Origin of the sequence: Mucilaginibacter terrae (assembly GCF_031951985.1) — a bacterium.
In the GTDB taxonomy this organism is placed as follows: Bacteria; Bacteroidota; Bacteroidia; order Sphingobacteriales; family Sphingobacteriaceae; genus Mucilaginibacter; species Mucilaginibacter terrae_A.
On record NZ_JAVLVU010000001.1, the window covers coordinates 505,873 to 530,914 of the forward strand.

Below are 25,042 nucleotides of genomic sequence, written 5' to 3' on the forward strand. Positions count from 1 at the left end.
CGTAGGTGAGTTTTAATATATTTGAAATTATAAACCCAATTTCCTGCTAACGCTTAATTTATTGTTGCTGCATGCCCAAATGCATTATTACATGTATCGTAGTTCTGATGTCGTTGGGTATATATGCCAGTGATGTTAAGGCGCAGCCTAACTGTAAAATTGAGCATTACTCTACCGAAGACGGCTTGTCGCACAACCGTATCATGTGCATGATGAAAGACCGTGATGGTTTTATGTGGTTTGGTACATGGGATGGTTTGAACAGGTTTGACGGGCATAACTTTCTCGCTTATAAATCCCGCCCTGGCGATACCTCAAGTTTGAAAAACAGCCGTATCCAGGATATTGTAGAAGACCAGTCGGGCAACCTTTGGCTAAAGGCTTATGATGACCGTATTTACCGGTTCAATAAAAAAAACGAACAATTTTTCCTGATACAAATACGCGGGGTTAAGGCTAAAAGCAATACGCCTGCGTACGATAAAATTAAGTTATCCCGTTCGGGCGAAATATGGCTAACTACGGTTAATAACGGTATTCATTGTTTTACAAACCCTGGCGCTAAAAAGCCAGCTTACGTTTCCTTTGGTACCGATTATGATAACAACCATAAACTACCATCATGTAAAATAAATTTCTTAAATGAAGATAATTCCGGTAAATTTTGGGTTGGCACATCAAACGGTGTGGTGGTAATCAGTAAAATTTCAAAAACAAAGCAGTACAAAGCTGTGCGTGTAATTTTACCTAAAACAGCAAGTGCCAATTTTACTGCAATTGCCGAAAATAATACCCGGGTTTGGTTAGGTACATCATCAGGTGAGATTATTGGCTATGAAAAATCCTCCGGCAAATGCAAATTGATAAGGCCATCAAAAGAGGCGGTTACTACTATAATTATATCGCGTAATAGTAACTATATATATGCTACTACTGCTAAAGGGCAGCTTATAAAAATAGCTGCCGATGATGCCCAAAACAAAATTTACGAAATGCCTTCTGCCGGAAAATTTTTTGCCGCCTCGGAGGATAGCCAGGGCCTGATATGGTTGTGCCCTGAGTATCATGGAGCCATAAAGTTTGATCCTAATACAGGCCTGTTCAAAGTTTTTGATCAAAAGGCTGATACCTATCATGACCCGCAATTGAGGTATTTTAAAGTGTTTGAAGACAAAAGCGGTTTGGTATGGGTAAGTATGCGCAACGGCGGTTTTGGTTATTATAACAGGCAAAAAGATGCCATTGAGTATTTTTATGATAAACCCGGCAGCCCCGATTATCACTTTTCAAACGTTATTGTTTCTTCTTATATCGACCCTTCGGGAATACTGTGGTTAAACGCCGAAGACAAAGGCCTGAGCAAAATAGTGTTTTTGCATAACGACTTTACTCGTAAGCTGCTTGTCGAAAATTCAACACTGCGGTCGGATAATGAAATACGTGGCATTGGATATGATAACCGCAAACGGTTATGGCTGGCTAATAAATCATGGCAAATATATGTAAACCAGGATGGTATACTGTCTAAAATTAAGTTTACCAATTCGCCGCCCGAAGGTATTGGTGCTGTTTATTCCATTATACAGGATGCAACAGGATCAATGTGGCTGGGAACTAAAAATAATGGTTTGTTTAAAGCCGAAGCTGTTGACGAAGCGGCTACTACTTTTAAACTTACACATTACAAGCATGATGCCGCCGATAAGTTCAGCATAAGCGGCAATTCGGTTTATTCGTTACTTAAAGACAGTAAGGGCCGTATTTGGGCTGGCACATATGATAACGGCCTTAACCTTGTACAAACCGAAGGCAACAAGATTAAATTTTTAAATGCCAGGAATGTATTTGCAGATTTGCCCGAGGAGAGTTTTCGGCGGGTTAGGTATGTGCAACAGGATGCTGCAGGCCGCATTTGGGTTGCCACAACCGATGGCTTATTAGTGGTAAAGATGCTGGGTAAAGGATATAATCATCAGCTGATAACTTACAGTAAAATACCGGGCGATATTACAAGCTTGGGTAAAAATGATATTCAATTCATCTATCGCGATTCTAAAAACAATATGTGGCTGGCTACCTCGGGTGGTGGCCTTAACAAGGTTATTGGGAATGATCCTTTTAAAAAGCTAACGTTCAGATCATACACCACCGAAGATGGCTTGAACAGTGATTACATATTAAGTTGTGTTGAAGATAATGAGCATAAACTTTGGCTGGCCACCGAAAACGGTTTATCAAGATTTGATCCTAAAACCGGGCAGGTACAAAATTATGATTCATCAGATGGTTTACCCAAGGCAGGATTTTCTGAAGCCGCGAGCCTTAAGCTTAGTTCGGGGCATCTAATTTTTGGAGGATTGAATGGATATGTATCATTTAACCCGGCCGAAATTGTTGAACACAAGGTTAAAGCCAATATGGTTTTAACCAACCTCCAGGTAAACAATGCCGATATTGTTACGAATGATAAAAGTAGGATATTAAAGCAAAATATAAACCAGGTTCCGGAGTTAAAACTCAAATGGAACCAAAACACCATCAGCATCGATTATTCGGTGCTTGATTTCCGGCTTAACAAAAAACAATCATACGCCTATCGTTTAGTAGGTTTTGATAATGAATGGCGGTCAAACAAATCGCAGCGCCGTGCAACATACACTGATCTGCGTCCTGGAACCTATAAGTTCGAAGTTACCAGTTCAAACTTGGGGGCATATTCCAATAGACCCTACAAAAGCTTAATTATCAAAATTGCTCAACCGCCATGGCTAAGCTGGTGGGCATTTATTATATATATCATTTTGGCTGCGGTGATTATTGAAACGGTACGGCGTACGTTGGTAACCCTTATTAAACTAAGACATCGTATTGCATTAGAAAAGCATCTGGCCGAGTTAAAAACTAATTTCTTTACTAATGTTTCGCATGAATTGCGGACACCGTTAACCCTCATATTAAACCCAATTGAAGAATTAAAAAGTGATGAAAGCCTAAGCCATAGGGGTAGGGCTCATGTGGAGATGGTGAGCCGCAATGCCCAGCGTATGGAGCGGTTTATAAACCAGTTGCTTGATTTACGTAAAGCCGAAAGTGGTAAAGCCGTATTAAACATAGCCAATGTTGAACTGGTAAAACTGTTAACCGATATTGCCGGTTATTTTACAGAGGCTGCGCGCGATAAAAATATCCAGCTGCTATTTAATTTACCCAAACATCCAGCTATGGTGTGGCTCGATGTAGAGAAGTTCGACATTATTATATATAATATTCTTGCAAATGCTATAAAGTTTACGCCCTTAAACAAAGTAATCAGCCTATCACTTCAAATCAATGAAGCGCAGTCAACTTATCAAATTGAAATTGCAGATCAGGGTGTAGGAGTACTGGAAAAGGATCTGGAGAATATTTTTAAACTTTATTATACCACCGCAAACAGTGTAGGTGGTACTGGCATAGGATTGGCCTTTGCTAAAGAGCTGGTAGAATTACATAGCGGAAAAATTTCGGCCTGCAATAATACCGAAGGCGGTTTAACCGTATCCTTAACCATACCGTTGGGAAGCAGCTATTTAACCGGACGTAAGATTACCTATGCTGATAATCCTGAAATACCTAAAAACTTTGAAGAAGGTATAAATGAGCTTCTTTTACATCACAATGTACAACAGGCTAATACCTCTGCAAATTTACCGTTGCTTTTAATTGTTGAAGATAATCCTGACCTGCGTAGCTTCCTGCAGTTACAGCTAAGTGATATATACCGTATCCTACTGGCTGATAACGGCGTACAGGGCTTTAATAAAGCCACAGAACTACTGCCCGATATAATTTTAAGTGATGTAATGATGCCTGAAATGAACGGCATACAAATGTTGGATAAATTAAAGAACAACGCTGTTACCAGCCACATACCGGTAATACTTTTGACCGCCAGGTTTGCCGTTGAACATCAGATCGAGGGCTTACAATACGGTGCCGATTATTACATCACCAAGCCCTTCCATAAAAACCTACTGCTATCAGCCATTCAAAACGTGCTTGAGCAGCGTAAGCGCATCTTCGAGAAACTCAGTTTGGGGAAAAATGTAGTACTGGAGCCGGCCCAAATTCAGATTACATCGGGCGATGAGATTTTTTTGAAGAAAGTAATTGATGTGGTAGATGAGCAAATGGCCAACATTGATTTTAATATTGATGATATGGCCGGATTATTAAACCTCGGTCGTTCTACATTTAACAAAAAAATAAAGGCTCTTACCAATTTAACACCTGTTGAGCTTGTTCGCGAAATGAGATTGAAAAGAGGGAAACAGTATCTTAATGGAGGAGAGCACACCATATCTGAAATTGCCTATCTCATAGGCTTCGGAAGCTCAAAATATTTTAGCACCTGCTTTAAAGAACAATTTGGTTTAAGCCCGTCCGATTATCAACGAAATAATATCAAAAGCCGTTAATTAACTTTAAAACAAGCTTTATTACGAATTTCTGAACCCTTTTTACAGGTTTTTGAACCCTCTTGCCACAACTTTCATCATAAGTTTGCTGCTATGATCGCCGTCTCGAACCGATCATTTTAACCAATTATTAATTGACCGGTCTTGTTTGCAACTAAACCAAATTGCATCAGGATAACCAAGCAAACTTAATTTATGAAGAAAGTTTTACTTCTTTCGTTCATGCTGTTTTTCCTCTGTTCGGCATGGGCACAAACCAAAACAGTAAATGGTAAGGTAACCGATGAACATGGCGACCCGCTTCCTAACTCTACTGTAAAAGTACAGGGAACATCAACAACAACAGTTACATCTGTAGATGGTGTATTTAAGATCACCATACCCGGGCCGCAATCGGTGCTTGTGATCACTTATTTGGGTTATAAGAACAAGGAAATAAGGATTGGCAATCAAACACAAATTACTGTTTCTTTAGAGCCCGATTTTAAAGCATTGAACGAGGTTGTGGCTATTGGCTACCAAACAGTAAGAAGACGCGACCTGGTTGGAGCTGTTTCATCATTAACTGATAAAGATCTGCGCGATAACCCCACGCTATCGGCAGCCGAGGCTATACAGGGTAAACTGGCCGGTGTACAGGTAACTATTGCCGATGGCCAACCCGGTGCTTCTGCAGATATTTATGTACGCGGACGAAACTCTATTACGCAAAGTGGAAGTCCTCTTTATATAGTAGATGGCGTGCAGATCGACAATGCCCTTAATGTCCTATCTCCGCAGGATATAGCAAGTATAGATGTGTTAAAAGATGCGGCATCAACCTCTATATATGGTGCACGGGGTGCAAACGGGGTAATAATTATTACTACCAAGGGCGGTAAAAACACCAACGGAAAAACCTCGGTTAATTACAACAACAGCATGGCCATTCAAAAGATGCCTAAAGAGTTGGATGTAATGAAGCCTTTTGATTATGTGCAATTTCAGTACGAGAGAGCTAAAATAACCGGCGATACGACATTTGTAACCCGTTTCGTACGTAACAGCGACCCTTATAGCAAGGTATTAGGCTATCAAAACTCAGATTTTCTTAACTGGCAGGATATTATGTTTGGGCGCAGTGCCTTGCAGCAAACACATAATTTAACAATTAACGGCGGCACCAAACAAACCCAGTACAACCTAAGCGCAACTTACAACGATCAGCAGGGCATACTGCTTTTTACACGCTATAAGCGCGGGTTGATCAATTTTAGGTTCGACCATCAGGCCAGCCAGAAATTAAAAGTAGGCTTTAACGTTAGGTATAATAACAATGTTCTTTTAGGCCAGGGCACTACCGATCCGGGTAGTGCGAGCAATAGCAATTTAAGGCAAATTGTACGTTATATTCCGCTGCAAATTGCTAACCAGCCTATTGATTATTATGATGCTGCCGAGGCAACCGCAACAAGTGGCAACGGACTATCGCTCATTAACCCCTTACAGGAGTTTCAGCAGGAATACCGCAAGCGCTCAAACAATGCCATGAACCTGAACGCGTACCTTAATTTCAACGTGGTAAAAAATGTAACCGCCCGTACCGTTGCGGCTATTGATTACAACAACACCAATAGCCGGTCTTTCGACGACACGGTTACCTATAACTCGCGTACCACAGGCGCTAAGCAACCCCTAATTTTGGTGGGTAACAATAACATTCGTACCATTAATCATTCCACAACGCTCAATTACAATAATCAATCGCTGTTTAAAAGCAAACACGCTATTGATATATTGTTGGGAGAGGAGTTGTACCAAACTTTCACCTGGATCAACGGTTTAGACCTGCGTAATTTCCCGATAGGTACCTCGCCCGACCAGGCATTTGCAAACTACAGCCTTGCGCAAACGGTACAGCCGCCAACGGTTTCCGAAGTTCCTGTGCGTAACTTTTCGGTGTTTAGCCGTTTGAGCTACAATTATGCAGGCAAGTACTTTGCAACCTTTAACCTCAGGGCAGACGGAAGTTCGGTTTTCGGCCCGCTAAACAAATGGGGGTACTTTCCATCAGGTTCTGTTGCCTGGCGGGTATCTGATGAAGAGTTCATGAAGTCGCAGAATATAGTTTCTGACTTAAAGTTTAGGGCCAGCTACGGTACGGTAGGTAATAACCGTATTACGCCGTATTCGTTCGGCAACTTTTTTGCCCCGGGCCGTTCCTATTTCTTAAACGATCAGTTTAACTTCGGGGCAGCCACGGCGGCACTTGGTAACCCTAATTTAAAATGGGAATCGCAAATATCGCGTAACATAGGTTTGGATATAGCCTTTTTTAAAGGACGTTTCCAGTTAACCGTAGATGCTTACCGTAACACCACCAGTAACCTGCTGCTTAACAATGTTATCCCGGTTAACTCGGGTTACGGCAGCCAGTTTCAAAACGTTGGTGCCACCCAAAATAAAGGCCTCGAAATACAGTTCAATGGTACCATTATTCAAAATAAAGATTTTAGATGGGGAGCAAGCTTTAACATCTCGTGGAATAAAAATATTATTAAAAGCCTGGGTGATCAGCAATTTTTTACGGTTAACTCCGGGTTCTTTAACACCGCCCAGCAACCAGCCGATTACCTGGTTAAAGTGGGCGAGGAAGTTGGAACCTTTTATGGCTTAGTAAATGATGGATATTACCAAATATCTGATTTCAATACTGCACCATACAGCAACACGGCTTATCCGTTTGCTACAACCCGTTACACGCTTAAACCCGGCATACCGGTATCGGGCATTACCTCAACAACCCTTCAACCAGGTACACAAAAGTTTAAAGACATCAATAACGATGGCCGCGTTACCACTGCCGATTTTACCGTGCTTGGCCATGCATTGCCAAGGGGTATAGGCGGTTTTGGTCAAAACTTTGCATGGAAAGGTTTTGATGCCAGCATCTTTTTAAACTTTTCGTACGGTGGTAAAATTGCCAATTACAATAAACTGGAGTTTACCAGCACCTATTCAAACGGTGCTAACTTGCTAAGTGATTTTAACGACCGTTACCGTACCGTTGACCCCGCTACCGGCGCACAGGTGCAGTATGCAAGTGCCGCCACAGGGGCCATTGGTGCATCGCCCGAGGTTTTGCAGGCGCTTAACGCCAATGCCAGGTACTGGATACCGGTTCAAAGTGTGGAGTGGAATAATAACCAAAGCTACGCTCTTGAGAATGCGTCGTTTATTCGTGTAAACACTGTAACTATAGGATATACCTTACCGGCCAAATTAACTCAAAAGTATTCAATAACTAATTTGAGGGTATTTATTACCGGCAACAATCTCGGGACAATTACCGGTTACAGTGGCTACGACCCTGATGTGAGCACACGGCGTTCATCACCTGTAACGGCAGGCGCCGATTATTCAGCCTTCCCAAGGGCACGTGTATTTGTAGCTGGTTTAAATCTTACATTCTAAAAATAATTACGATATGAAGTTTCATATATATCATAAGTTAGCTGCGGTTTGCATACTCGCAATGGGCATGGCAGCTTCCTCATCCTGTAAAAAATATCTGTCACCCGAGCCTTTATCATCATTTAGCCAGGACTATGTATTCAGCAATCTTCCTTATGCCAAGGCAACGGTAATCGGTATCTACAACAACCTTTCGGGGCAAAACTCTTACGGCTTGTATTTCAGCGGTTATTATCCGTATGATACCGATGAAATGATGGGAGCCAGTGGTACTGCCGATGGCGAGCGCCGCGATTTGGCACATTATAACTTGTTAAGCACCAACGGGGGGATTGCTTCAGCTTTTTCCAATCAGTATTCCGGCATCGAGCGGGCTAATATTTGCATAGCCCAAATTCCTAAAATGGCGCTTTACAACAATGGTACAGCTAACGAACAAGCGCAGCTTAAACGGCTGTATGGCGAAGCTTTAACGCTAAGGGCGCAATTTTACTTTGACCTTGTTAAAATTTGGGGCGATGTGCCGGCACAATGGGAGCCATCGGCCGAGCAATCGAACCTGTTTTTGCCTAAAACGGATCGTGATACGATCTACAATCATATCCTGAACGATCTTAAAACCGCAACCGACCTTGTGCCCTGGCGTACCGAATTGAGCCGCATAGGGGATGCTGCCGATGAGCGTATTACAAAGGGGGCTGTAAAGGCGCTCAGGGCAAGAATTGCATTGTTTAGAGGAGGATACTCGTTAAGACGCGCCAGCAAGCAAATGGAACGTCGTCCCGACTATTTAACTTATTACAAAATTGCCCGCGATGAATGTGCCGACATTATGGCCCGCCGTGACCAGCATACCTTAAATGCAAGCTATAAAGCACTTTGGCAAACTTATGTGTGTGGCCGCAATGCAAATGAACCCAACGGCGAGTTCTTATTTCAAATTGCCGAAGGAGGTAATACCGGTACAACAGATGGCCGTATAGGTGTTTACAACGGTACCCGTTTTGCCGGTGTGGGAGGCGGCTCGCTTAGTATTTTGCCAAACTACTATTACTATTTTGATTCAACAGATGTAAGGCGCGATGTAACCGTTGCCCCATATGAGATCAGGAACGATGGCAGGAGTGTTCAGGCTCACAATATTAATGTGGTGTACGATGGTAAGTTTCGCCGCGATTGGTGGTCTAACCCTGTTAACCCAACTCTGGCCACGCTTAATTCGAGTATTAATTGGGTATTGATTCGTTTTTCGGATGTGTTACTCATGTTTGCCGAGGCAGAAAACGAGTTGAACAATGGTCCAACCCCCGCTGCTATTGCTGCAATTACCGAAGTATCAAGACGTGGGCATGGCAATAACGCCAGCCTGGTACCCGCAATACCTGCTGATTACGACGGCTTTTTTAAATTCTTGGTAAAAGAGCGCTATTTGGAGTTTGGTAACGAAGGCATACGTAAGTACGACCTCATCAGGTGGAATTTGCTTGCCAAAGCAATTAACGAAACCAAGGTAAATTTAGCTAACCTGGGTGCCACAACTCAGCTACCCATTGTTGCGCCTACCTACATGGCTCCGCCACCGGCGTATTGTATGACGGGAACCTTACCAAAATCAATGTATTACTGGACAACCTTGCCAACTGTATTCAATGGAAGTAATATTAACACCTATGATGATTCGCGCATGTTTGCAAACTCGCTTTACAAACCTTCGCCGGCAACTACTCCTGCCAATACATCAATGGTAAACTGGGTTGGTTTTAATGGTATTAATACCACATTTACAACGGTATTTGCAAGTTCGTTTAAACCTAATCAAAATGAGCTTTATCCTATTTATATTAACCAAATTACTGCAAGTAAAGGGGTACTAACACAAGATTACGGATATTAGACCTAAACCTTAAACGGCCGGATTATTTCCGGTCGTTTAAATCACAAGGTATTTAAAAGCATATATGAAAATTATTCAGTTAACCGGCTATAAGCTTACCCTGATTGGGGTTGTGGTTTTAGCTTCAGCATTTTGGCTGCCTCCGAGCAAAGTGACGGTTTATTTGGCCGGCGATTCAACCATGGCCAATAAGGAGGCCAAAGCGCACCCCGAAACCGGCTGGGGAATGCCTTTCATCGCGTTTTTTGATTCAACAGTTCGTGTTGATAACAAGGCAAAAAATGGCCGCAGCACAAGCTCGTTCATTTCCGAAGGCTTATGGAAATCAATAACAGATAGTTTGCAAGCCGGTGATTATGTTTTGATACAGTTTGGCCATAACGATGAAGTGGCCTCAAAATCAACATTCACCTCACAGCCCGATTTTGAGAAAAACCTGTTACGTATGGTTAACGAAACCCGCGCTAAAGGGGCTATTCCGGTATTAATTACGCCGGTGGCCAGGCGCAAGTTTGATGCATCTGGCATAGTAAAGGAAACTCATGAGGATTACGCGCCAATAGTAAGAGCTGTTGCCGCAAGCCAAAACGTACCATTGATCGATCTGGATAAAGAAAGCATTGAGCTACTACAAAACTTTGGTGTTGAAGATTCTAAAATGTTGTTCAATTATTTATCGCCCGGCCAAAATCCTAATTATCCTCAAGGACGTACAGATGATACTCATTTTAGCGAGTTGGGTGCGCGCAAAGTTGCCGAAATAGTTTTGAAAGACATCCGCAGTTTGCGGCTAAGCCTGGCCGATCGTATTGTGATATCAAACTTAGGTATAAAATAAAAGATGAAATACAGATACTATTGTTTGTCCTTCGCCCTGATGCTTTTTGCGCTGCTTGCCTTTAAAAAGCCCGATAAAGTTAAGGTTTACCTCATTGGCGATTCTACTGTGTGCCTTTACCCGGTAAGGCAGTTCCCGGTGTGCGGGTGGGGGATGCCTTTTGCCGATTACTTTGATTCGCGTGTGGCAATTGACAACCGCGCTAAAGGCGGAAGAAGCACCCGTACATTTATTGCCGAAAACAGGTGGCAACCCATTGCCGATAGTTTAAAAGCAGGTGATTATGTGATAATACAGTTTGGGCATAATGATGAAGCTAAAGAACCACAATATGCAAATCGGTACACCCCTGTACCCGATTATAAGTTAAACTTGTTTAAGTTTATCACCGAAACCCGAGCCAAAGGTGCTTCTCCAATATTGGTAACCCCTGTAAGTCGCCATAATTTTGACCAGGCTGGCAATGCCCGCGAAACGCACACCGAATACACAAAAGCTGTTTTTGAAGTAGGTACTCAAACACAAACCCCGGTTATAGATCTGGATAAGCAGAGTCGTGAGTGTTACCAAAAGCTCGGACCATTAAGCTCGAAATTACTGTTTATGGAGCTGGATTCGGCCGAGCACCCTAACTACCCGCATGGCAGGCATGATAACACGCACTTTAATGAATATGGAGCCAGGCTGATGGCCGAGATAGTATTGAATGATATAAAAGCCAAGCGCCTCAACCTGTCAAATTATATAGTTAAAGCTAAAGAAGAGGGCGCGGCCACACATTAAACATATGACAAAACTGAAATACATACTATTTGCAATGCTGCTTTTAGGCGGTGTAAAAGTTGCCGAAGCCAAAAAGAGATGGGTAGTTGCCCAAGATGGCAGCGGCGATTTTAAAACCGTGCAAGAGGCCATAAACGCATCTCCGGAAAACAGCGCCGAAACTACAGAAGTATTCATAAAAAAAGGCAAATACAAAGAGCGGATTGAAGTTAAGGAAACTAAGATCAACCTTACATTAATAGGGGAAGATGTGATGAACACCATAATCACCTATGATAATTATGCCAGTAAACTTGATAGCGCCGGCAAGCCGCTGGGTACCCGAAGAACGGCGAGTTTTTATGTGTATGCTAAAGGGTTAACCGCAAAAAATATCTCTTTCGAAAACTCATCGGGGCCGGTAGGGCAGGCTGTTGCCGTTTTTGTTACGGGTGATCATGCCGCGTTTTTTAATTGCCGGTTTTTAGGTTTTCAGGATACGTTATACACACATGGTCCTGGTAGTACCCAATACTATTATAAATGCTACATAGAGGGAACTACCGATTTTATTTTTGGTGCGGCTACGGCACTTTTCGAAGACTGCAAACTATTTGGAAAAAAAGGAGGCTTTTACTTTACCGCCGCTTCAACCGAAGAAACTGCTAAATACGGCTATATATTTCTCAATTGTGATATATCGGGCGATGCTCCGGCTAACTCTTATGCGCTTGGCCGTCCGTGGCGACCTCATGCTAAAGTGGTTTTTAAAGAGTGCAACCTGAGCAATATCATCTCGCCCTCGGGATGGGATAACTGGCGTAATCCTGAAAATGAAAAGACAGCTTACTATGCAGAGTACAAAAACACAGGACCGGGTTTTCAACCGGAGAGTAGAGTCTCTTGGTCACATCAGTTAACTGATGAAGAAGCTAAGCTATACACTAAAAAGCTGGTTTTGGCAGGTTGGGAGCCACAGCAACCTTAAAACATTTGCATATGAAGTACTTTAAATATCTTTTGCTTTTTGTATTAAGCATATCACCAGCCGCCGCTTTAATAGCGCAGTCAATGGAGCTTAGCATCGATCCAAAACCTTTTGCCGAGAGTGCAAATCATTGGTATGGCATTGCCGATAAACACAATGTTATAAATCCGTTACCGGGCAAGCCTCAGTACAAACCAACTGATATAACGGGCATAGGAGACAACATTCTTTTATTCCAGAAAACCAACGGTGGCTGGCCTAAAAACTATGATGTGTTTGCTATTTTGAACACAGCCCAGCAAGATAGCCTTAAAGCTGTAAAAAGCACACTAAACACCACGTTTGATAACAATACCACATTCACTCACATATATGCACTCGCCCAGATTTTTGAAGTAACTCGTGACGAAAAATATAAAAAAGCGATTTTAAAGGGATTGGATTATATACTATCGGCTCAGTATTTAAACGGGGGGTGGCCGCAGTACTATCCATTAGAGAACAACTACAGCAGGCATATTACCTTTAACGACGGTGTTTTTACGGGCATAATGGAGGTTTTGCAAAAAGCCGCTACCCGGAAAAAGCCATTTGATTTTTTGGATGATAAGTATCAGCATAAAGTAAGCGAGGCATTCGCGAAAGCATTAGCGTGTATTGAAAAATGCCAGATTAAAGATAACGGCATCCCTACAGCCTGGTGCCAGCAGCATGATGAGGTAACCTTTTTGCCGGTTTGGGGCAGAAAATTTGAACCGCCTGCCATTTGCAATAAAGAAAGCGCCGACCTGGTGCTCTTCCTGATGCAAATTGATAACCCGGATTCAACCCTTATCAACGTTATAAAAAATGCGGTACAATGGTTTCGCGAGTCGGCCATAGGTAATACCATCGTAAAGGAAATACCTGCACCGCCTCTTCAAACCGCTGTGCGGGTATCTACCACTGATAAAATTGTGGTTAATGATGCCACAGCACCACTTATATGGACCCGGTATTATGAGTTGAAAACACATAAGCCACTGTTTTGCAATCGCGACAGCAAGTTTGTTTATACGCTGGCCGAAGTTGACCGTGAAAGGCGTGATGGGTACGCCTGGTACACTTATAATCCGCAAAAGGTATTAAACAAATATGCCGCGTGGCAAAAAAAGAATAACATCAATTAAGCTTTTTACACTGTCTTTTACTAACAGATCTATTGTTGGGCAGTGGTACCGTCCAGAGTAGCATAACACTAATCAGCAACCAATTAGAAAACCAATATTTAATTATCGAAAAGATGAAAAAAACACTAATTATGATGGTGCTTACGGGCGCCTTATTCAGCTGTCAAAAAAATAGCAATGAAAGTCCGGCTCAACCAGAGGCTGTTGCAACCACAACAGGCGGTAATTACCAAACGCTTGCAAGCACAACGGTAACTACCGAGGCTGCCTTGCGCACAGCAGTAGCAAATGCCAGGCCTGGCGATGTTATAACCATCATTGGCACCATCAACTTAACCCGTACTTTAGAGTTAATTGCCAGTGGTACAGCAAGCGCTAAAATCAATTTATCGGGCGGCACACTAAACTGCTCGGGTATTGCATCGGGCTGGGGAGTAAAGGTGAATGGCAGCTATTGGAACATCCAAAACATCACCATAAAAAATGCTCCTGATTGTGGCATTGTATTCCAGATAGGAGGGTACAATTATGCCTACAAGATAACCGCTACCGGTAATAAAGATTCGGGTATACAGGTATACAACGGTGCGCATGATTGCAATATTACGTATTGTACCTCTACCGAAAATTACGACGTGGCTAATGGCGGCGAAAATGCAGACGGATTTGCCTGCAAATTATCGGCCGGTAAAAACAACAAGTTTGACCACTGCGTGGCCAACCATAATTCTGATGACGGCTGGGATCTATACGGTCAGCCCTATACGGTTACCATTACCAATTGTACTGCAACCAACAATGGTTACGGCAGCGCGGGCGACGGTAACGGGTTTAAACTGGGAAGTGCAGGTCAAACGGTGGCACATACGGTAACCAATTGTACCTCAAATAACAATATTGGTGCAGGGTATGACGGTAATGGTAATACAGGACATATTACTAGAACTGGCAGCGGCGGCTCGGGCAACGGTTTGGCATTATTTTACCGCATTTATTAATTAATTTATAACCAAAAGTCTAATTGGTTAAGCATAGAGGCTGTTTTAAAAAGGCAGCCTCTGTTTATGTTTATAGGCAGGCTGCATTTTAGTATACTATAACAGCACACCTTTTATAAGTTGCACTGTTATGGTATGAGCTAATTTGTAACGATGAATATAAAACGAACATCCTTTGTTATTGCCATGATGGGTGCTGCTGCTGCAACAGCGGCTTTGGCTTTGTCGGCGTGTGTGGCTATACCAAAAGGAGCATATGCGGTTAAGCCATTTAACAAAGACAAATACCTTGGCACCTGGTACGAAGTTGCCCGCATGGACTTTAAGTTTGAAAAAGGCCTCAGCCAGGTAACAGCAACATATTCAATACAGGATACTGATAAAATACGTGTTGATAATAAAGGCTTTAACAAGAAAGAGGGTAAGTGGAAGCAAAGTATAGGCAAAGCTAAATTTGTAGAAGGACCTGAAACCGGCAGACTTAAAGTTTCTTTCTTCGGTCCGTTTTACTCTGGTTACAATGTAATTGCCATTGACCCTGATTACAAATATGCCTTAATAGCCGGAAATAATTTAAAGTACCTCTGGTTACTATCACGCACCCCTGATATGCCTGCCGAAGTTAAAGAAAAGTACCTTGCCCAGGCCAAAGCATTGGGCTATAAAACCGAAGATCTGGTTTGGACAGATCATTCGGCTTTATAGTAGATATTTAGTGATGAGATGTAATGGTGGCTTTGTGAGTTAAATGATTATTTTTAAGGGCTTCGAGCCAACACATATGAGTGTTTGTTGTTTAAGCACATTACTATGCTCATCAAAAAACGAATTTCTATAAGTTATTTCCTAAGATTTATAAGGTGGGATTTATTGGCCATTGCCTGTTACGCACTGCTGGCCGGCACTTTTGATCATTACGGTATACTGGCCGATGTTAAGATACCTTTGGCGGTTACCGCATTTACAGGCACTGTTTTGTCGTTGTTGCTTGCATTTCGTACCTCGCAATCATACGAGCGGTGGTGGGAAGCACGGGTGGTTTGGGGCGCCATTGTGAATGATAGCCGTAGCTTGATAAGGCAGGTAAAAAACTTTATGCCAAATACTCCCGAAGGCTTGGCCGTAACCATAGATTTTGCCCGCAGGCAGGGCATATGGTGTTTTACCCTATCCGAAAGTTTACGTAAGTGCGAGCATAGTACTAAAGTGAAAGACTATTTTGCCGCCAAAGGAGAAGACAGTGCCAATAAACCCAACCGCATACTCGACCACCATGCCGAAGCCTTGGCCCAGGCTGCTGAAAGGTTTGGTTTGAACCCCAACAAGCAGGTACAAATTGACAATACCATTGTAAAGCTATGCGACTCCATGGGGAAGTGCGAGCGCATTAAAAATACCGTGTTCCCTAATGCATATAGTGTGTTGATACACTGCTTAATATACGTGCTGATGACCATGCTGCCCTTTGGCCTCGAAGACCAAAGCAAACTGGTAGAAATATCGCTCACCATTATAGTGCCCGCATTGTTTATTGCCATAGAGCAAACCGCCATTTTAATGCAGGACCCATTTGAAAACCGCCCTACCGATACCCCAATGACCACCCTGTCTAAGTCGATTGAAAATACGTTGCTGGAGATGGTGGGCCAACCACCGGCCAATAAAATTGAGCCGCCTACCAAATATTACGTAATGTAGGAGCGGGGATGGGGGCGTTGAGAGCGAGGATATTTATCAAAAATATTTTCTTCGCTCCCCGCTCCGCAACCCTCACTATCCTTTGTTTTTTTCTCCTGAAAACCGCGAAATTGCCCGATTTTACCCCACTGTTTCACAAAGTGTTTCATGAAATATGTTGAGCACTTGAACGCAGTTGAACACCTTGAACACTGACAGGATCATGTCAGTAGTTAGGGTGATTTTTGGGTTGGTAATTTAAAGTTTGAGGGGATCGCCGTACGGCGTTCATAACCATAAACTAACAACCTGCACTTCCAATGTTGCTGCTTGAAATTATAAAATCAATTACTAAGTTTACTTATCAATTTATCACCGCATGAAAACCGATTTACCCATCCGTTTGCTTATGCCCGCAGGCTTATTCATAATATCGGCCAGCTTTATTGTTGGGCATTACACCGCACTGCCCGATTTTGCAAACGGGCTATTGCTTGGCGTTGGTATCGGGTTAATCTTTCTTTCGGTTATGGGTAATTTTAGAGGGAAGCAGGTTTAAGTTTTAATAAAAAAAGCCGCAAGGGGGGCTTGCGGCTGGGGAATTTGGGTTAACTCTTATAAAACTCTGTCCTAATCTCAATCAAAATATTTTCGGCTAATTGGATATCGGGTTTGTCGGGTAGTGCCGATTTTTGGTAGAGAGCTGTTATGTGTTCCATTTTTTCTTCTACCATTAACAACAGTTCTTCAAACTCAAATTCGCCGTTTCTGATTTTTAATAAAAATTCGCGGTCGGCACGTTTTACAATTACTTGTTGATGTAATGCAATTTCTTCGGCCATATTAAGGAGGCGGAAGGTATGCATCATGTTTTTGGCATCGTAGCTTTTACCGTGCGAAAGTGTGCTTTGATACCTTAAGTCATTCCGCTTATTTTCCCACTCCTTATATTCTCTGTACTCTTTGCAATAAACCGAATAAGCATCTTGATTGAACGACATAACGGCCATATACTCTAATGCCTTAGGTACAGGGCTTAGTTGCACATCATCTGCATCAACGCCCGATACGATACCTTTAAAGTAAAGCCCGTTGTTTAACTGAGTTTGGTGATACAACAAGTATACATTCCTGAAATGCTCTACTGTTGCCAAGCCACATTCCTCTTGCATGTAGTTGGTATCACTTAGCCATTGGGTTAGCTTAACGCTGCCATTATTATAAATCACATAACAAAAATCAAGTACCGATTTACGTTCACCTTCAAGCGGCCTGTTAATTTTCTTGTTTAACCCATTTGCCTTTTTTATTTGCGTTTGTGCATAACCGGCAAAGGTTTGTAAACAAAGTTTTGATAAAAAGTCCTCCGACTTAATTAAGTTCATTAGAGGGTGCCGAAACAAGACAAACTCGGGCGGTGTGGCCAACAATTCGAGTATATTAGGATTGTTTTTTTCGAGCAAATCCAAAAAACGGCTAATCTCAAAATACACTTCATCATTGGTGACATTAGCTATTTGCTCGTTTTGGGTAAAACTGTATAGCTGTTGCCTGGGCATAATAAATATGCCTTTTTTATCCACGTCAGAACCCTTGATGTTCAGGTTATAAGCCGTGCTACCGCTGATACAATCCAGTAGTATTAACTCCTTATGATTTTTCAGTTCATCAAACGTCATGGCAGCAGGTATTTTCTAAAAACGGCATCTAATTCCAAGGTATCTTTTCGTTCCGACGGTAACAGTGTTAATTTTTCTCTGCAATACTCTAATGTTTCGGCCAGCCAATTATTTAATGGTAATACAGGTTCAATAAGCGCTTTTTCGACAGCATCCTTTTTGCGTTCTAACAAATCGTCAATGTGCTGCTGTACCGTCATATCAGCTATTAATGCCCTCAGCGGCTCAAATTCCATAGGCGGAACGGTTTGATTATCCACAACCCATAAACAGGCCAACGCCGGGCGTAAGGCATAAAAATAACGTTTTAGTTTTACCTGCTCGTTTTGCAAATCATCGCGCAGCGTATTGTAAGCCATTGATAAATAATGGTTAGCGGCCGACCGCGCCAAGAAATACGACGGCATCAAGCCTTTCAATTCGGCAGCAAAGGCATCATTTTGTTGATACACAATGGGCGATTGCAGCCATTCATACAACGGGGCGTTCGATTTTAAAAACAGCTTTAGCGTTTTTTTAATGTCCCAACCGCTTATATCCAATACCTCGTTAACCGGCAAACCAACTACATCGGTTGTGTCAGCTATACTCAAATAATGATTAGTATGACGTGTATATATAAACCTCACATCAAAATCGCTATCGGGCGAGGCAAAGCCCCACGCCCGGCTACCCGATTCGCAGGCATACAGTATTTTTATGTTTTCTGCCTGCTCTAATTCAACGAGCTTTTGCAGGATGGTATTTTTCATTACAGCTTTTAATTTTTATTACTCATCGAATGATTGTTTAGCATTTCACTCAGTGATTATTGGAACAGCATCTTTACTGTTAGGTAAATTGTCAGGTAGTTCGGAAACTAATTTTAGTGCTAATGTAAATCCATTAAACATATAATTCAACTGTTCTCTAAATAATGATGGATATGAATCTTTCTCTTTTTGGAGGGCTTCCAGCTTTTCATAGTTTCTCCCGCCATGTTCTATTACTCCCCAATAAAATTTAGCTTTCAACGTAAAAGTATGAACTGTTAAATGTCGTTCTGTTACTACTGGCAATACTTTGACTTTGTATAAATCTAATAACTCATCATAAGTAGTCGAACGAAAGTTTTGTGGAAAACGATCCAAGACCCTCGACAAATACACATCCCCTTTTTGCTTCGTATCAAAAAAGAAATCTAAAAAATCCCCAATCCGATCCCAAAAGCTGTAAATTGTTTGTAGGCTATAACTTGCGTAACGAAGGTACATATGGTCTTCTAAGTTTTGATGATAGGTACCATTTTCTTTTAAAGCATTGTTGATTTTAGGATGCAATAGCTCCAATATGGAGATTGAGTAAATGAGGTCTTGTGAAATAAAATTAAAATCATCTGCATGTTTAAAGTCAGAACAATCAAATTCTTTTAAACTTCTTTTACTTCTTGTTATATCTGTGAAAGTGATGAAAATAGAAGTGCCATTATTTTTATACTCTGATAAATTTATCAGACCGCTTCCTTTCATGTGAGCCATTATTTCAGAGTGCCAACTTTCTAATGATTTCATATTTTAATATTATAAGGTTTATAGTTATGTAAATGTATTTCAATCCTCCGGCCTCTCCCTCGCATCCGCCATCCTCACAATCCGCGGTTCAAACTTGGCCAATACATCCACTAAATCATTTTGCGCGGCCATAACGGCGTGGATGTCCTTGTAGGCCATGGGGGCTTCGTCCATGTCGCTGCCCAAGAGGGTGATGCGCTTGTCTACGAGGTTGGCGGCAATGGCGGCTTTGTCCAGCGTTTTAAAGGCGGCGCTTCGGCTCATCAAACGGCCCGCGCCGTGGCTGGCCGAATTGATGCTTTCGGCGTTACCCTTACCGCGAACCACAAAACCGGGCGTACTCATGCTACCTGGAATAATCCCCAACACGCCTTCGCCCGCCGGGGTAGCACCCTTACGGTGCACCATAACCTCGGTACCATCGGCCAGTTGCTCTTTCCAGGCAAAATTGTGGTGGTTCTCGATCATCATTAAAGGTTGCAAATCTAAGGCACGCGCAATTTTGTTATGTATTTCGTGGTGGTTGGCACTGGCATATTCGCCGGCCAGGTTCATGGCAATCCAGTATTCCTGTCCCTCATCTTTATCCAAATCTAACCAGGCCAGGTGTTTGGCTTCGGGCGGTAGCTTGGTTTTGGTCATGGCTATTTTGCTATAATAATCGGCAATGCTACCCCCAAACCCGCGCGACCCCGAGTGCGACAACAAGGCCAGGTAATTACCCGCTGGTATACCTGCCAAAGCATCGTCGACCAATGTAAGCTCGCCCCATTCTACAAAGTGGTTGCCGGTACCGCTGGTACCTAACTGGGCGTAAGCTTTATCTTTAAGTCCGCGTATTACCTTGGTTTCGTTCCAGGTAGCGCTATCAAACAACGAGCTATCGAAGTGCGTTTTGGTGGTTCCGCCAATACCAAAATTTGTATTTTCAACCAGTATGTTTTTCAGCATATCGGTTTTGGTATCTACAGTTTGGGCAGGCAATTCATAAATGCTCAGGCACATGCGGCAGGCAATATCAACCCCCACCGCAAACGGAATAATGGTGTTAGCCGTGGTAGCCAGCACGCCGCCAATAGGCAGGCCGTAGCCTTGGTGGGCATCGGGCATAAGCGCCCCGGCCACCGCTATGGGCAATTGTATAGCGGTGCGCATCTGTGCCAGGGCGCCAACCTCAATATGTTCCATCCCCCAAACCGGGAAATCGGCTATCTCTTCTTTCAGCTTAAAATTGCTGCGTTCTTGTTTTATAAACTTGCCTTCTTTACGCAGGGCAATGACATCGTCGGCCAGGTTTTTAAACTTGCCGCCTTTTTTAAGCGCGTAGGGCATAGGGTCGTTAATCAGCGCTTCGAGGTTAGCCAGTATTTCGGCCTTTTGCATTACGTTATATTTAAGCAAGCCATTAGCCACGCGACTAAAGTTGGCCAGTATGTCGTTATCGTTTATACCCAAAGCTTTCAGTTCGCTGTTGCTTACTTTTATCCCCACGTTTGCCTCGGCAGGGAGGCTGTTGGTGTTATTTTGCTTTCTCATGCTACAAAGGAATATACCAAGTGCGCAATGTATTTGCGTAGTTGAAAATATTTTTAATAAATTCGTTTTTGAACACGAATTTTAAGAATTGTCTTGAACTCGAATTTCAAGAATTAATTGAATTGACAGAATTTATTAAGGTTGAAAAGAATTCTGTGAATCCTAAAAATTCATAAAATTCCTGTTCAAGACAAATTCTGATCACATGCCCGTTAACCGCAACGCCCTCATCCGCTACCGCACTATTGACAGCTGCCTGCAAAACCGCCGCCGCAAGTGGACGCTCGATGATTTAATTGAGGCTTGCTCCGAAGCTATATACGAGTACCAGGGTATAACCAGCGGGGTAAGCCGGCGCACCATACAAGCCGATATAGAGATGATGCGCAGCAACAAGCTGGGCTACGAAGCGCCCATTGTAGTTACCGATAAAAAGTATTACACCTACGCCGATAAAAATTACAGCATTACCAACATCCCGCTCAACCAGCAGGATTTACAGGTACTAACCGAGGTATCCGACCTGTTGAAGCAGTTTAAAGGTTTTGGCCATTTTAGTGATGTAAGCGAAATGGTGAGCAAATTGGAAGACAAAATTTACACCCAAAAAACGCAGAGCACCCCGGTGATAGATTTTGAGAAGAACGACAACCTGAAAGGCCTGGAGTGGATTGAGGTTATACGCAAAGCCATTGTGGCTAAGCGTACGCTGTGTGTAACCTACCAATCGTTTAAGGCGCGCGAGGCCAGCACGTTTTGCCTGAGCGGCTATTTGCTTAAAGAATACCGCAACCGTTGGTTTGTGCTGGGCCGCTCGCACCAACGTAACGGTCCGCTGCTTACGCTGGCGTTAGACCGTATACAAGCCATAGAAGAACACGCCGAAGACTACCGCCCCAATACTCAAATAGATTTAGCCACGTACTATGATGATGTACTGGGCGTAACCAAAAGCTCCAATCAGCCCACCTGCGAGGTAGTGTTTTGGGTTGACAAACAAAACGCCCCCTATGTAATAACCAAACCCCTGCACCATACCCAAAAGCAATTACACGAAGACGAAACCGGCAAGATTTTCAGCATCCGTGTCATCCTCAACTTTGAGCTGGAGCGTGAGTTGCTTGGCTTTGGGTCAAAGATGCGTGTGTTGGGTCCGCGGGTGTTAGTTAAGCAAATTAAGGCCCAGTTACTTAAAGCTTTGAATGGGTATGAGCAGAGTGACGAGGATAAGGAGAGAAAGAAGATAATTGAGGATTGGGAGTGAGTGGGGGGAGTGATGGGTAATAAACGCCTGTCATTTCGAGCGATAGCGAGAAATCTTTTCGAATTTATAAGCTAATCGCCTCGAAAAGATTTCTCCTAACGTCAATGATAGGGGGAAGAGTTAGTGAAATAAAAGAATTGTCATTTCGAACGACAGAGAGAAATCCTGTTCAAACTGCAAAGTTCATCCGCTCTAACAAGACTTCTCCTGATGTCGAAATGACGGTGGGCAGAGGGTTTTCTAAAACTCCACATCCCAAGCAATAATCCGCTTATCGTCACCGGTTGAAAGCAGCTGATTGCCATTCCAGGCCAATTTATTTACCGATAACACGTGCGAAGCGTAACCCTTTTCGCGACTAATAATTTTTATAAAGTTTAAAATCATCGGCTCCCCAAATTTTAATGCTTTTGTCCATACTGGCGGTTGCAAAGTAAGGCTCGGTAGGGTGAAAGACGATATGGTTTACCGCAAACATATGTGCCTGGATGCTTTGTTTGAGTGACAAGGTTGCCACGTCCCAAATTTTGATTTGTGCATCGCGGGCACCTGATAACAGGTATTGCCCATCGGGCGAATACTGCACCGTAAACACGGCCATGTTGTGGTCTTTCAGACTGCCTAAATGGCCATAATCGTCAAGGTTATATATTTGTACCGAATTATCGCGGCAACCAAAGGCCAACTGCTTTTCATCAGGCGAAATGCTGATACTGCGGATGGTATCGTGCGAAACCTTTACCGAATGCAATAACCCGAACGTATTCAGGTTCCAAACGCTCACGTTGCCATCTTCTGATGCCACCAATAACTCCTGCTTGCCCTTAACCGATTTAATATCGAATATAGGTTTGCTATGCTGCTTAAGCGTATGAGTGATCTTCTGCTCAATAAAGTTAAAAACCAGCACATCACCATTACGCAAACCGGCAAACATCAAAGGAAAGCCTTCGGGGCAATGAATAGCATAAACCGATGCCGCCACGGGGAACATCACCTTTATAAAAGCCTGTTTCTCGAGGCCCCATTCCACTAATCCCTTATCATTACCGGCACTAAACAATATACCGGGCTTTTGCGATAGTTCGAGCGCAAAGATTGGGTTGCCGTGGCCGGTTAGTTCGAATGATTTATTAACGACCATAAGCCCCCCAGCCCCCTAAAGGGGGAGTAAAAGTTTCTATATGGATTATAAACGATTGCATAATAGTTAGTTGCCGTATTTATGAGCAACTCCCCCTTCGGGGGGTTGGGGGGTATGCCTTCCTTCCAAATTCTTCGCTATCGTTTCCAGGCTTAAGCCCTTTTCTTTAAGTAGCACCAGCAAGTGAAAAACCAAATCAGATGCTTCGCCAATCAGGTCAGCCTCTGTTTCGGCTAAGGCAGCAATTACTACTTCAACGCCTTCTTCGCCAACTTTCTGGGCTATTTTGTTGAGGCCTTTTTTGCGGAGTTTGTTAATGTACGAGCCTTCCTGTGGATTGGTGTAACGGTCATCAATAATGTTCTCTAACTCGAGGATAAAGTTTTGATTATAAGTGGTTTTAAAACAGCTACGTTCACCGGTATGGCAGGTAGGGCCGTCGGGCTTAGCTTTAATTAAAATGGTATCGTTATCGCAATCAATATGAATACTTTTTACATGCAGGAAGTTGTTGCTGGTTTCGCCCTTGGTCCACAAGCGGTTTTTAGAGCGTGAGTAAAAGGTAACTACATTATCCTGAACGGTTTTATCGTACGCCTCCTGGTTCATGTAACCGAGCATGAGCACTTCCAGGGTTTGCTCATCCTGTATAACTACGGGTACTAATCCGTCGGGCGATTTGGTGAAATCTATTTGCATTTCGGGTATATTTTTAATTATGTCACAGACACGTGGCTATGGCATTTTAACTATTTTAACTAATAATATGGGCGTTGCCTTCGGCCCGGGCTATACGCTACAAGTCCTCACTCCGCTATGCTTCGTTCCGGGCTTTCCGCTTCTATCCCTAACGCAAACTGCGAAAGGTTTAATTATCTAACCTCTATCTTGTTAGCCCGCAACACATCCTTTAAATCCGGGATCAATATCTCCCCATAATGAAACACTGAAGCAGCCAGAGCCGCATCAACATTGGTTTGCTCAAACACATCCACAATATGCTGAACGCTACCTGCACCGCCCGATGCAATTACCGGGATATGCACGGCATCGTTCACTATTTTAAGCAATTTATTATCGAAGCCAGCTTTAGTACCATCATGGTCCATCGAGGTAAGCAATATTTCGCCTGCGCCGCGGCTTTCGGCTTCTTTTATCCAGCTTAAGGTTTCTTTATCGGTAGCTATGCGGCCGCCGTTGAGGTGAACGATGTTGGTATTTTCAACCAAACGTGTATCAACCGCAACAATGACAAACTGTACGCCAAAGGCTTTGGCCAGCTCGTCTATCAAGGCCGGATTACGCACCGCTGCGGAGTTTATCGAAATCTTATCGGCACCTGCATTTAATAATGCATCGGCATCGGCAATTTCGTTAATACCGCCTCCAATGGTAAAAGGTATGTTGATTTGACGAGCGACTGATTTAACCAGCTCCACCATGGTTTTACGACGCTCGTGTGTGGCGGTAATATCCAGGAATACCAGTTCGTCGGCGCCTTGCTGCGAGTAGTTCCAGGCCAGTTCAACCGGGTCGCCGGCATCGCGCAGGTCAACAAAGTTCACACCTTTAACCGTGCGACCGTCTTTAACGTCGAGGCAGGGGACGATTCTTTTTGCGAGCATATTATAAA

General features: G+C 43.1%; 20 protein-coding genes. 12 read left to right on the plus strand and 8 right to left on the minus strand.

All coding sequences use genetic code 11. The features are described from left to right. Positions 1-71 precede the first annotated feature (71 nt). The 11 genes from QE417_RS02185 (at position 72) to QE417_RS02235 (ending at position 16,795) form a co-directional block, all read left to right on the plus strand. Entirely contained in the window at positions 72-4,457 is a 4,386-nt protein-coding gene (locus QE417_RS02185; RefSeq protein ID WP_311947241.1) for a hybrid sensor histidine kinase/response regulator transcription factor, read from the plus strand. A 195-nt stretch (positions 4,458-4,652) separates the two neighbouring features. Next, positions 4,653-7,910 (plus strand): SusC/RagA family TonB-linked outer membrane protein, encoded by a 3,258-nt coding sequence (locus QE417_RS02190; protein WP_311947242.1) that lies wholly within the window; start codon positions 4,653-4,655, stop codon positions 7,908-7,910. A 13-nt stretch (positions 7,911-7,923) separates the two neighbouring features. After that, positions 7,924-9,804: a RagB/SusD family nutrient uptake outer membrane protein gene (locus QE417_RS02195; protein WP_311947244.1), complete on the plus strand. Its 1,881-nt coding sequence runs from the start codon at positions 7,924-7,926 to the stop codon at positions 9,802-9,804. Positions 9,805-9,868: 64 nt separating this feature from the next. Then, entirely contained in the window at positions 9,869-10,642 is a 774-nt protein-coding gene (locus QE417_RS02200) for a rhamnogalacturonan acetylesterase (RefSeq protein WP_311947245.1), read from the plus strand. A 3-nt stretch (positions 10,643-10,645) separates the two neighbouring features. Beyond that, positions 10,646-11,425: a rhamnogalacturonan acetylesterase gene (locus QE417_RS02205; RefSeq protein WP_311947246.1), complete on the plus strand. Its 780-nt coding sequence runs from the start codon at positions 10,646-10,648 to the stop codon at positions 11,423-11,425. 4 nt (positions 11,426-11,429) lie between these two features. Further along, complete coding sequence (locus QE417_RS02210) at positions 11,430-12,392, plus strand: pectinesterase family protein (RefSeq protein ID WP_311947248.1); 963 nt, start codon at positions 11,430-11,432, stop codon at positions 12,390-12,392. An 11-nt stretch (positions 12,393-12,403) separates the two neighbouring features. After that, positions 12,404-13,561: a pectate lyase gene (gene pelA, locus QE417_RS02215; RefSeq protein WP_311947249.1), complete on the plus strand. Its 1,158-nt coding sequence runs from the start codon at positions 12,404-12,406 to the stop codon at positions 13,559-13,561. Between the two features lie 113 nt (positions 13,562-13,674). Beyond that, positions 13,675-14,559: a right-handed parallel beta-helix repeat-containing protein gene (locus QE417_RS02220; RefSeq protein ID WP_311947250.1), complete on the plus strand. Its 885-nt coding sequence runs from the start codon at positions 13,675-13,677 to the stop codon at positions 14,557-14,559. Positions 14,560-14,712: 153 nt separating this feature from the next. Beyond that, positions 14,713-15,264 (plus strand): lipocalin family protein, encoded by a 552-nt coding sequence (locus QE417_RS02225; protein WP_311947251.1) that lies wholly within the window; start codon positions 14,713-14,715, stop codon positions 15,262-15,264. A 105-nt stretch (positions 15,265-15,369) separates the two neighbouring features. Next, on the plus strand, positions 15,370-16,257 hold the full coding sequence (locus tag QE417_RS02230; RefSeq protein ID WP_311947252.1) for a bestrophin family protein: 888 nt from the start codon (positions 15,370-15,372) through the stop codon (positions 16,255-16,257). Positions 16,258-16,615: 358 nt separating this feature from the next. Next, on the plus strand, positions 16,616-16,795 hold the full coding sequence (locus QE417_RS02235) for a hypothetical protein (protein ID WP_311947253.1): 180 nt from the start codon (positions 16,616-16,618) through the stop codon (positions 16,793-16,795). Between the two features lie 49 nt (positions 16,796-16,844). On the opposite strand, the gene QE417_RS02240 is transcribed toward QE417_RS02235, so the two are convergent. From QE417_RS02240 to QE417_RS02255, 4 genes are read right to left on the minus strand one after another with little or no spacing between them, the layout of a single operon-like run. Next, positions 16,845-17,915, minus strand: a complete 1,071-nt coding sequence (locus tag QE417_RS02240) for a DNA polymerase beta superfamily protein (RefSeq protein ID WP_311947254.1) — start codon at positions 17,913-17,915, stop codon at positions 16,845-16,847. Next, on the minus strand, positions 17,912-18,667 hold the full coding sequence (locus QE417_RS02245) for a nucleotidyltransferase domain-containing protein (protein ID WP_311947255.1): 756 nt from the start codon (positions 18,665-18,667) through the stop codon (positions 17,912-17,914). The genes QE417_RS02240 and QE417_RS02245 overlap by 4 nt, the downstream gene beginning before the upstream one ends. 45 nt (positions 18,668-18,712) lie before the next feature. Next, positions 18,713-19,465 (minus strand): hypothetical protein, encoded by a 753-nt coding sequence (locus QE417_RS02250; protein WP_311947257.1) that lies wholly within the window; start codon positions 19,463-19,465, stop codon positions 18,713-18,715. 39 nt (positions 19,466-19,504) lie between these two features. Continuing rightward, positions 19,505-21,001: an RtcB family protein gene (locus QE417_RS02255; protein ID WP_311947259.1), complete on the minus strand. Its 1,497-nt coding sequence runs from the start codon at positions 20,999-21,001 to the stop codon at positions 19,505-19,507. Between the two features lie 205 nt (positions 21,002-21,206). On the opposite strand from QE417_RS02255, the gene QE417_RS02260 reads away from it, so the two are divergent. Then, positions 21,207-22,265: a helix-turn-helix transcriptional regulator gene (locus tag QE417_RS02260; RefSeq protein WP_311947260.1), complete on the plus strand. Its 1,059-nt coding sequence runs from the start codon at positions 21,207-21,209 to the stop codon at positions 22,263-22,265. A gap of 240 nt (positions 22,266-22,505) precedes the next feature. On the opposite strand, the gene QE417_RS02265 is transcribed toward QE417_RS02260, so the two are convergent. The 4 genes from QE417_RS02265 to hisF all read right to left on the minus strand — a co-directional run bounded on the left by QE417_RS02265 (position 22,506) and on the right by hisF (position 25,034). Then, on the minus strand, positions 22,506-22,652 hold the full coding sequence (locus QE417_RS02265) for a hypothetical protein (protein WP_311947261.1): 147 nt from the start codon (positions 22,650-22,652) through the stop codon (positions 22,506-22,508). Further along, positions 22,624-23,409 (minus strand): WD40 repeat domain-containing protein, encoded by a 786-nt coding sequence (locus tag QE417_RS02270; protein ID WP_311947262.1) that lies wholly within the window; start codon positions 23,407-23,409, stop codon positions 22,624-22,626. The genes QE417_RS02265 and QE417_RS02270 overlap by 29 nt, the downstream gene beginning before the upstream one ends. 66 nt (positions 23,410-23,475) lie before the next feature. Continuing rightward, a complete protein-coding gene (gene hisIE / locus QE417_RS02275) occupies positions 23,476-24,108 on the minus strand; it encodes a bifunctional phosphoribosyl-AMP cyclohydrolase/phosphoribosyl-ATP diphosphatase HisIE (RefSeq protein ID WP_311947263.1) in 633 nt (210 codons plus the stop codon). A gap of 173 nt (positions 24,109-24,281) precedes the next feature. After that, positions 24,282-25,034 (minus strand): imidazole glycerol phosphate synthase subunit HisF, encoded by a 753-nt coding sequence (gene hisF / locus QE417_RS02280; RefSeq protein ID WP_311947265.1) that lies wholly within the window; start codon positions 25,032-25,034, stop codon positions 24,282-24,284. Between the last annotated feature and the right edge of the window lie 8 nt (positions 25,035-25,042).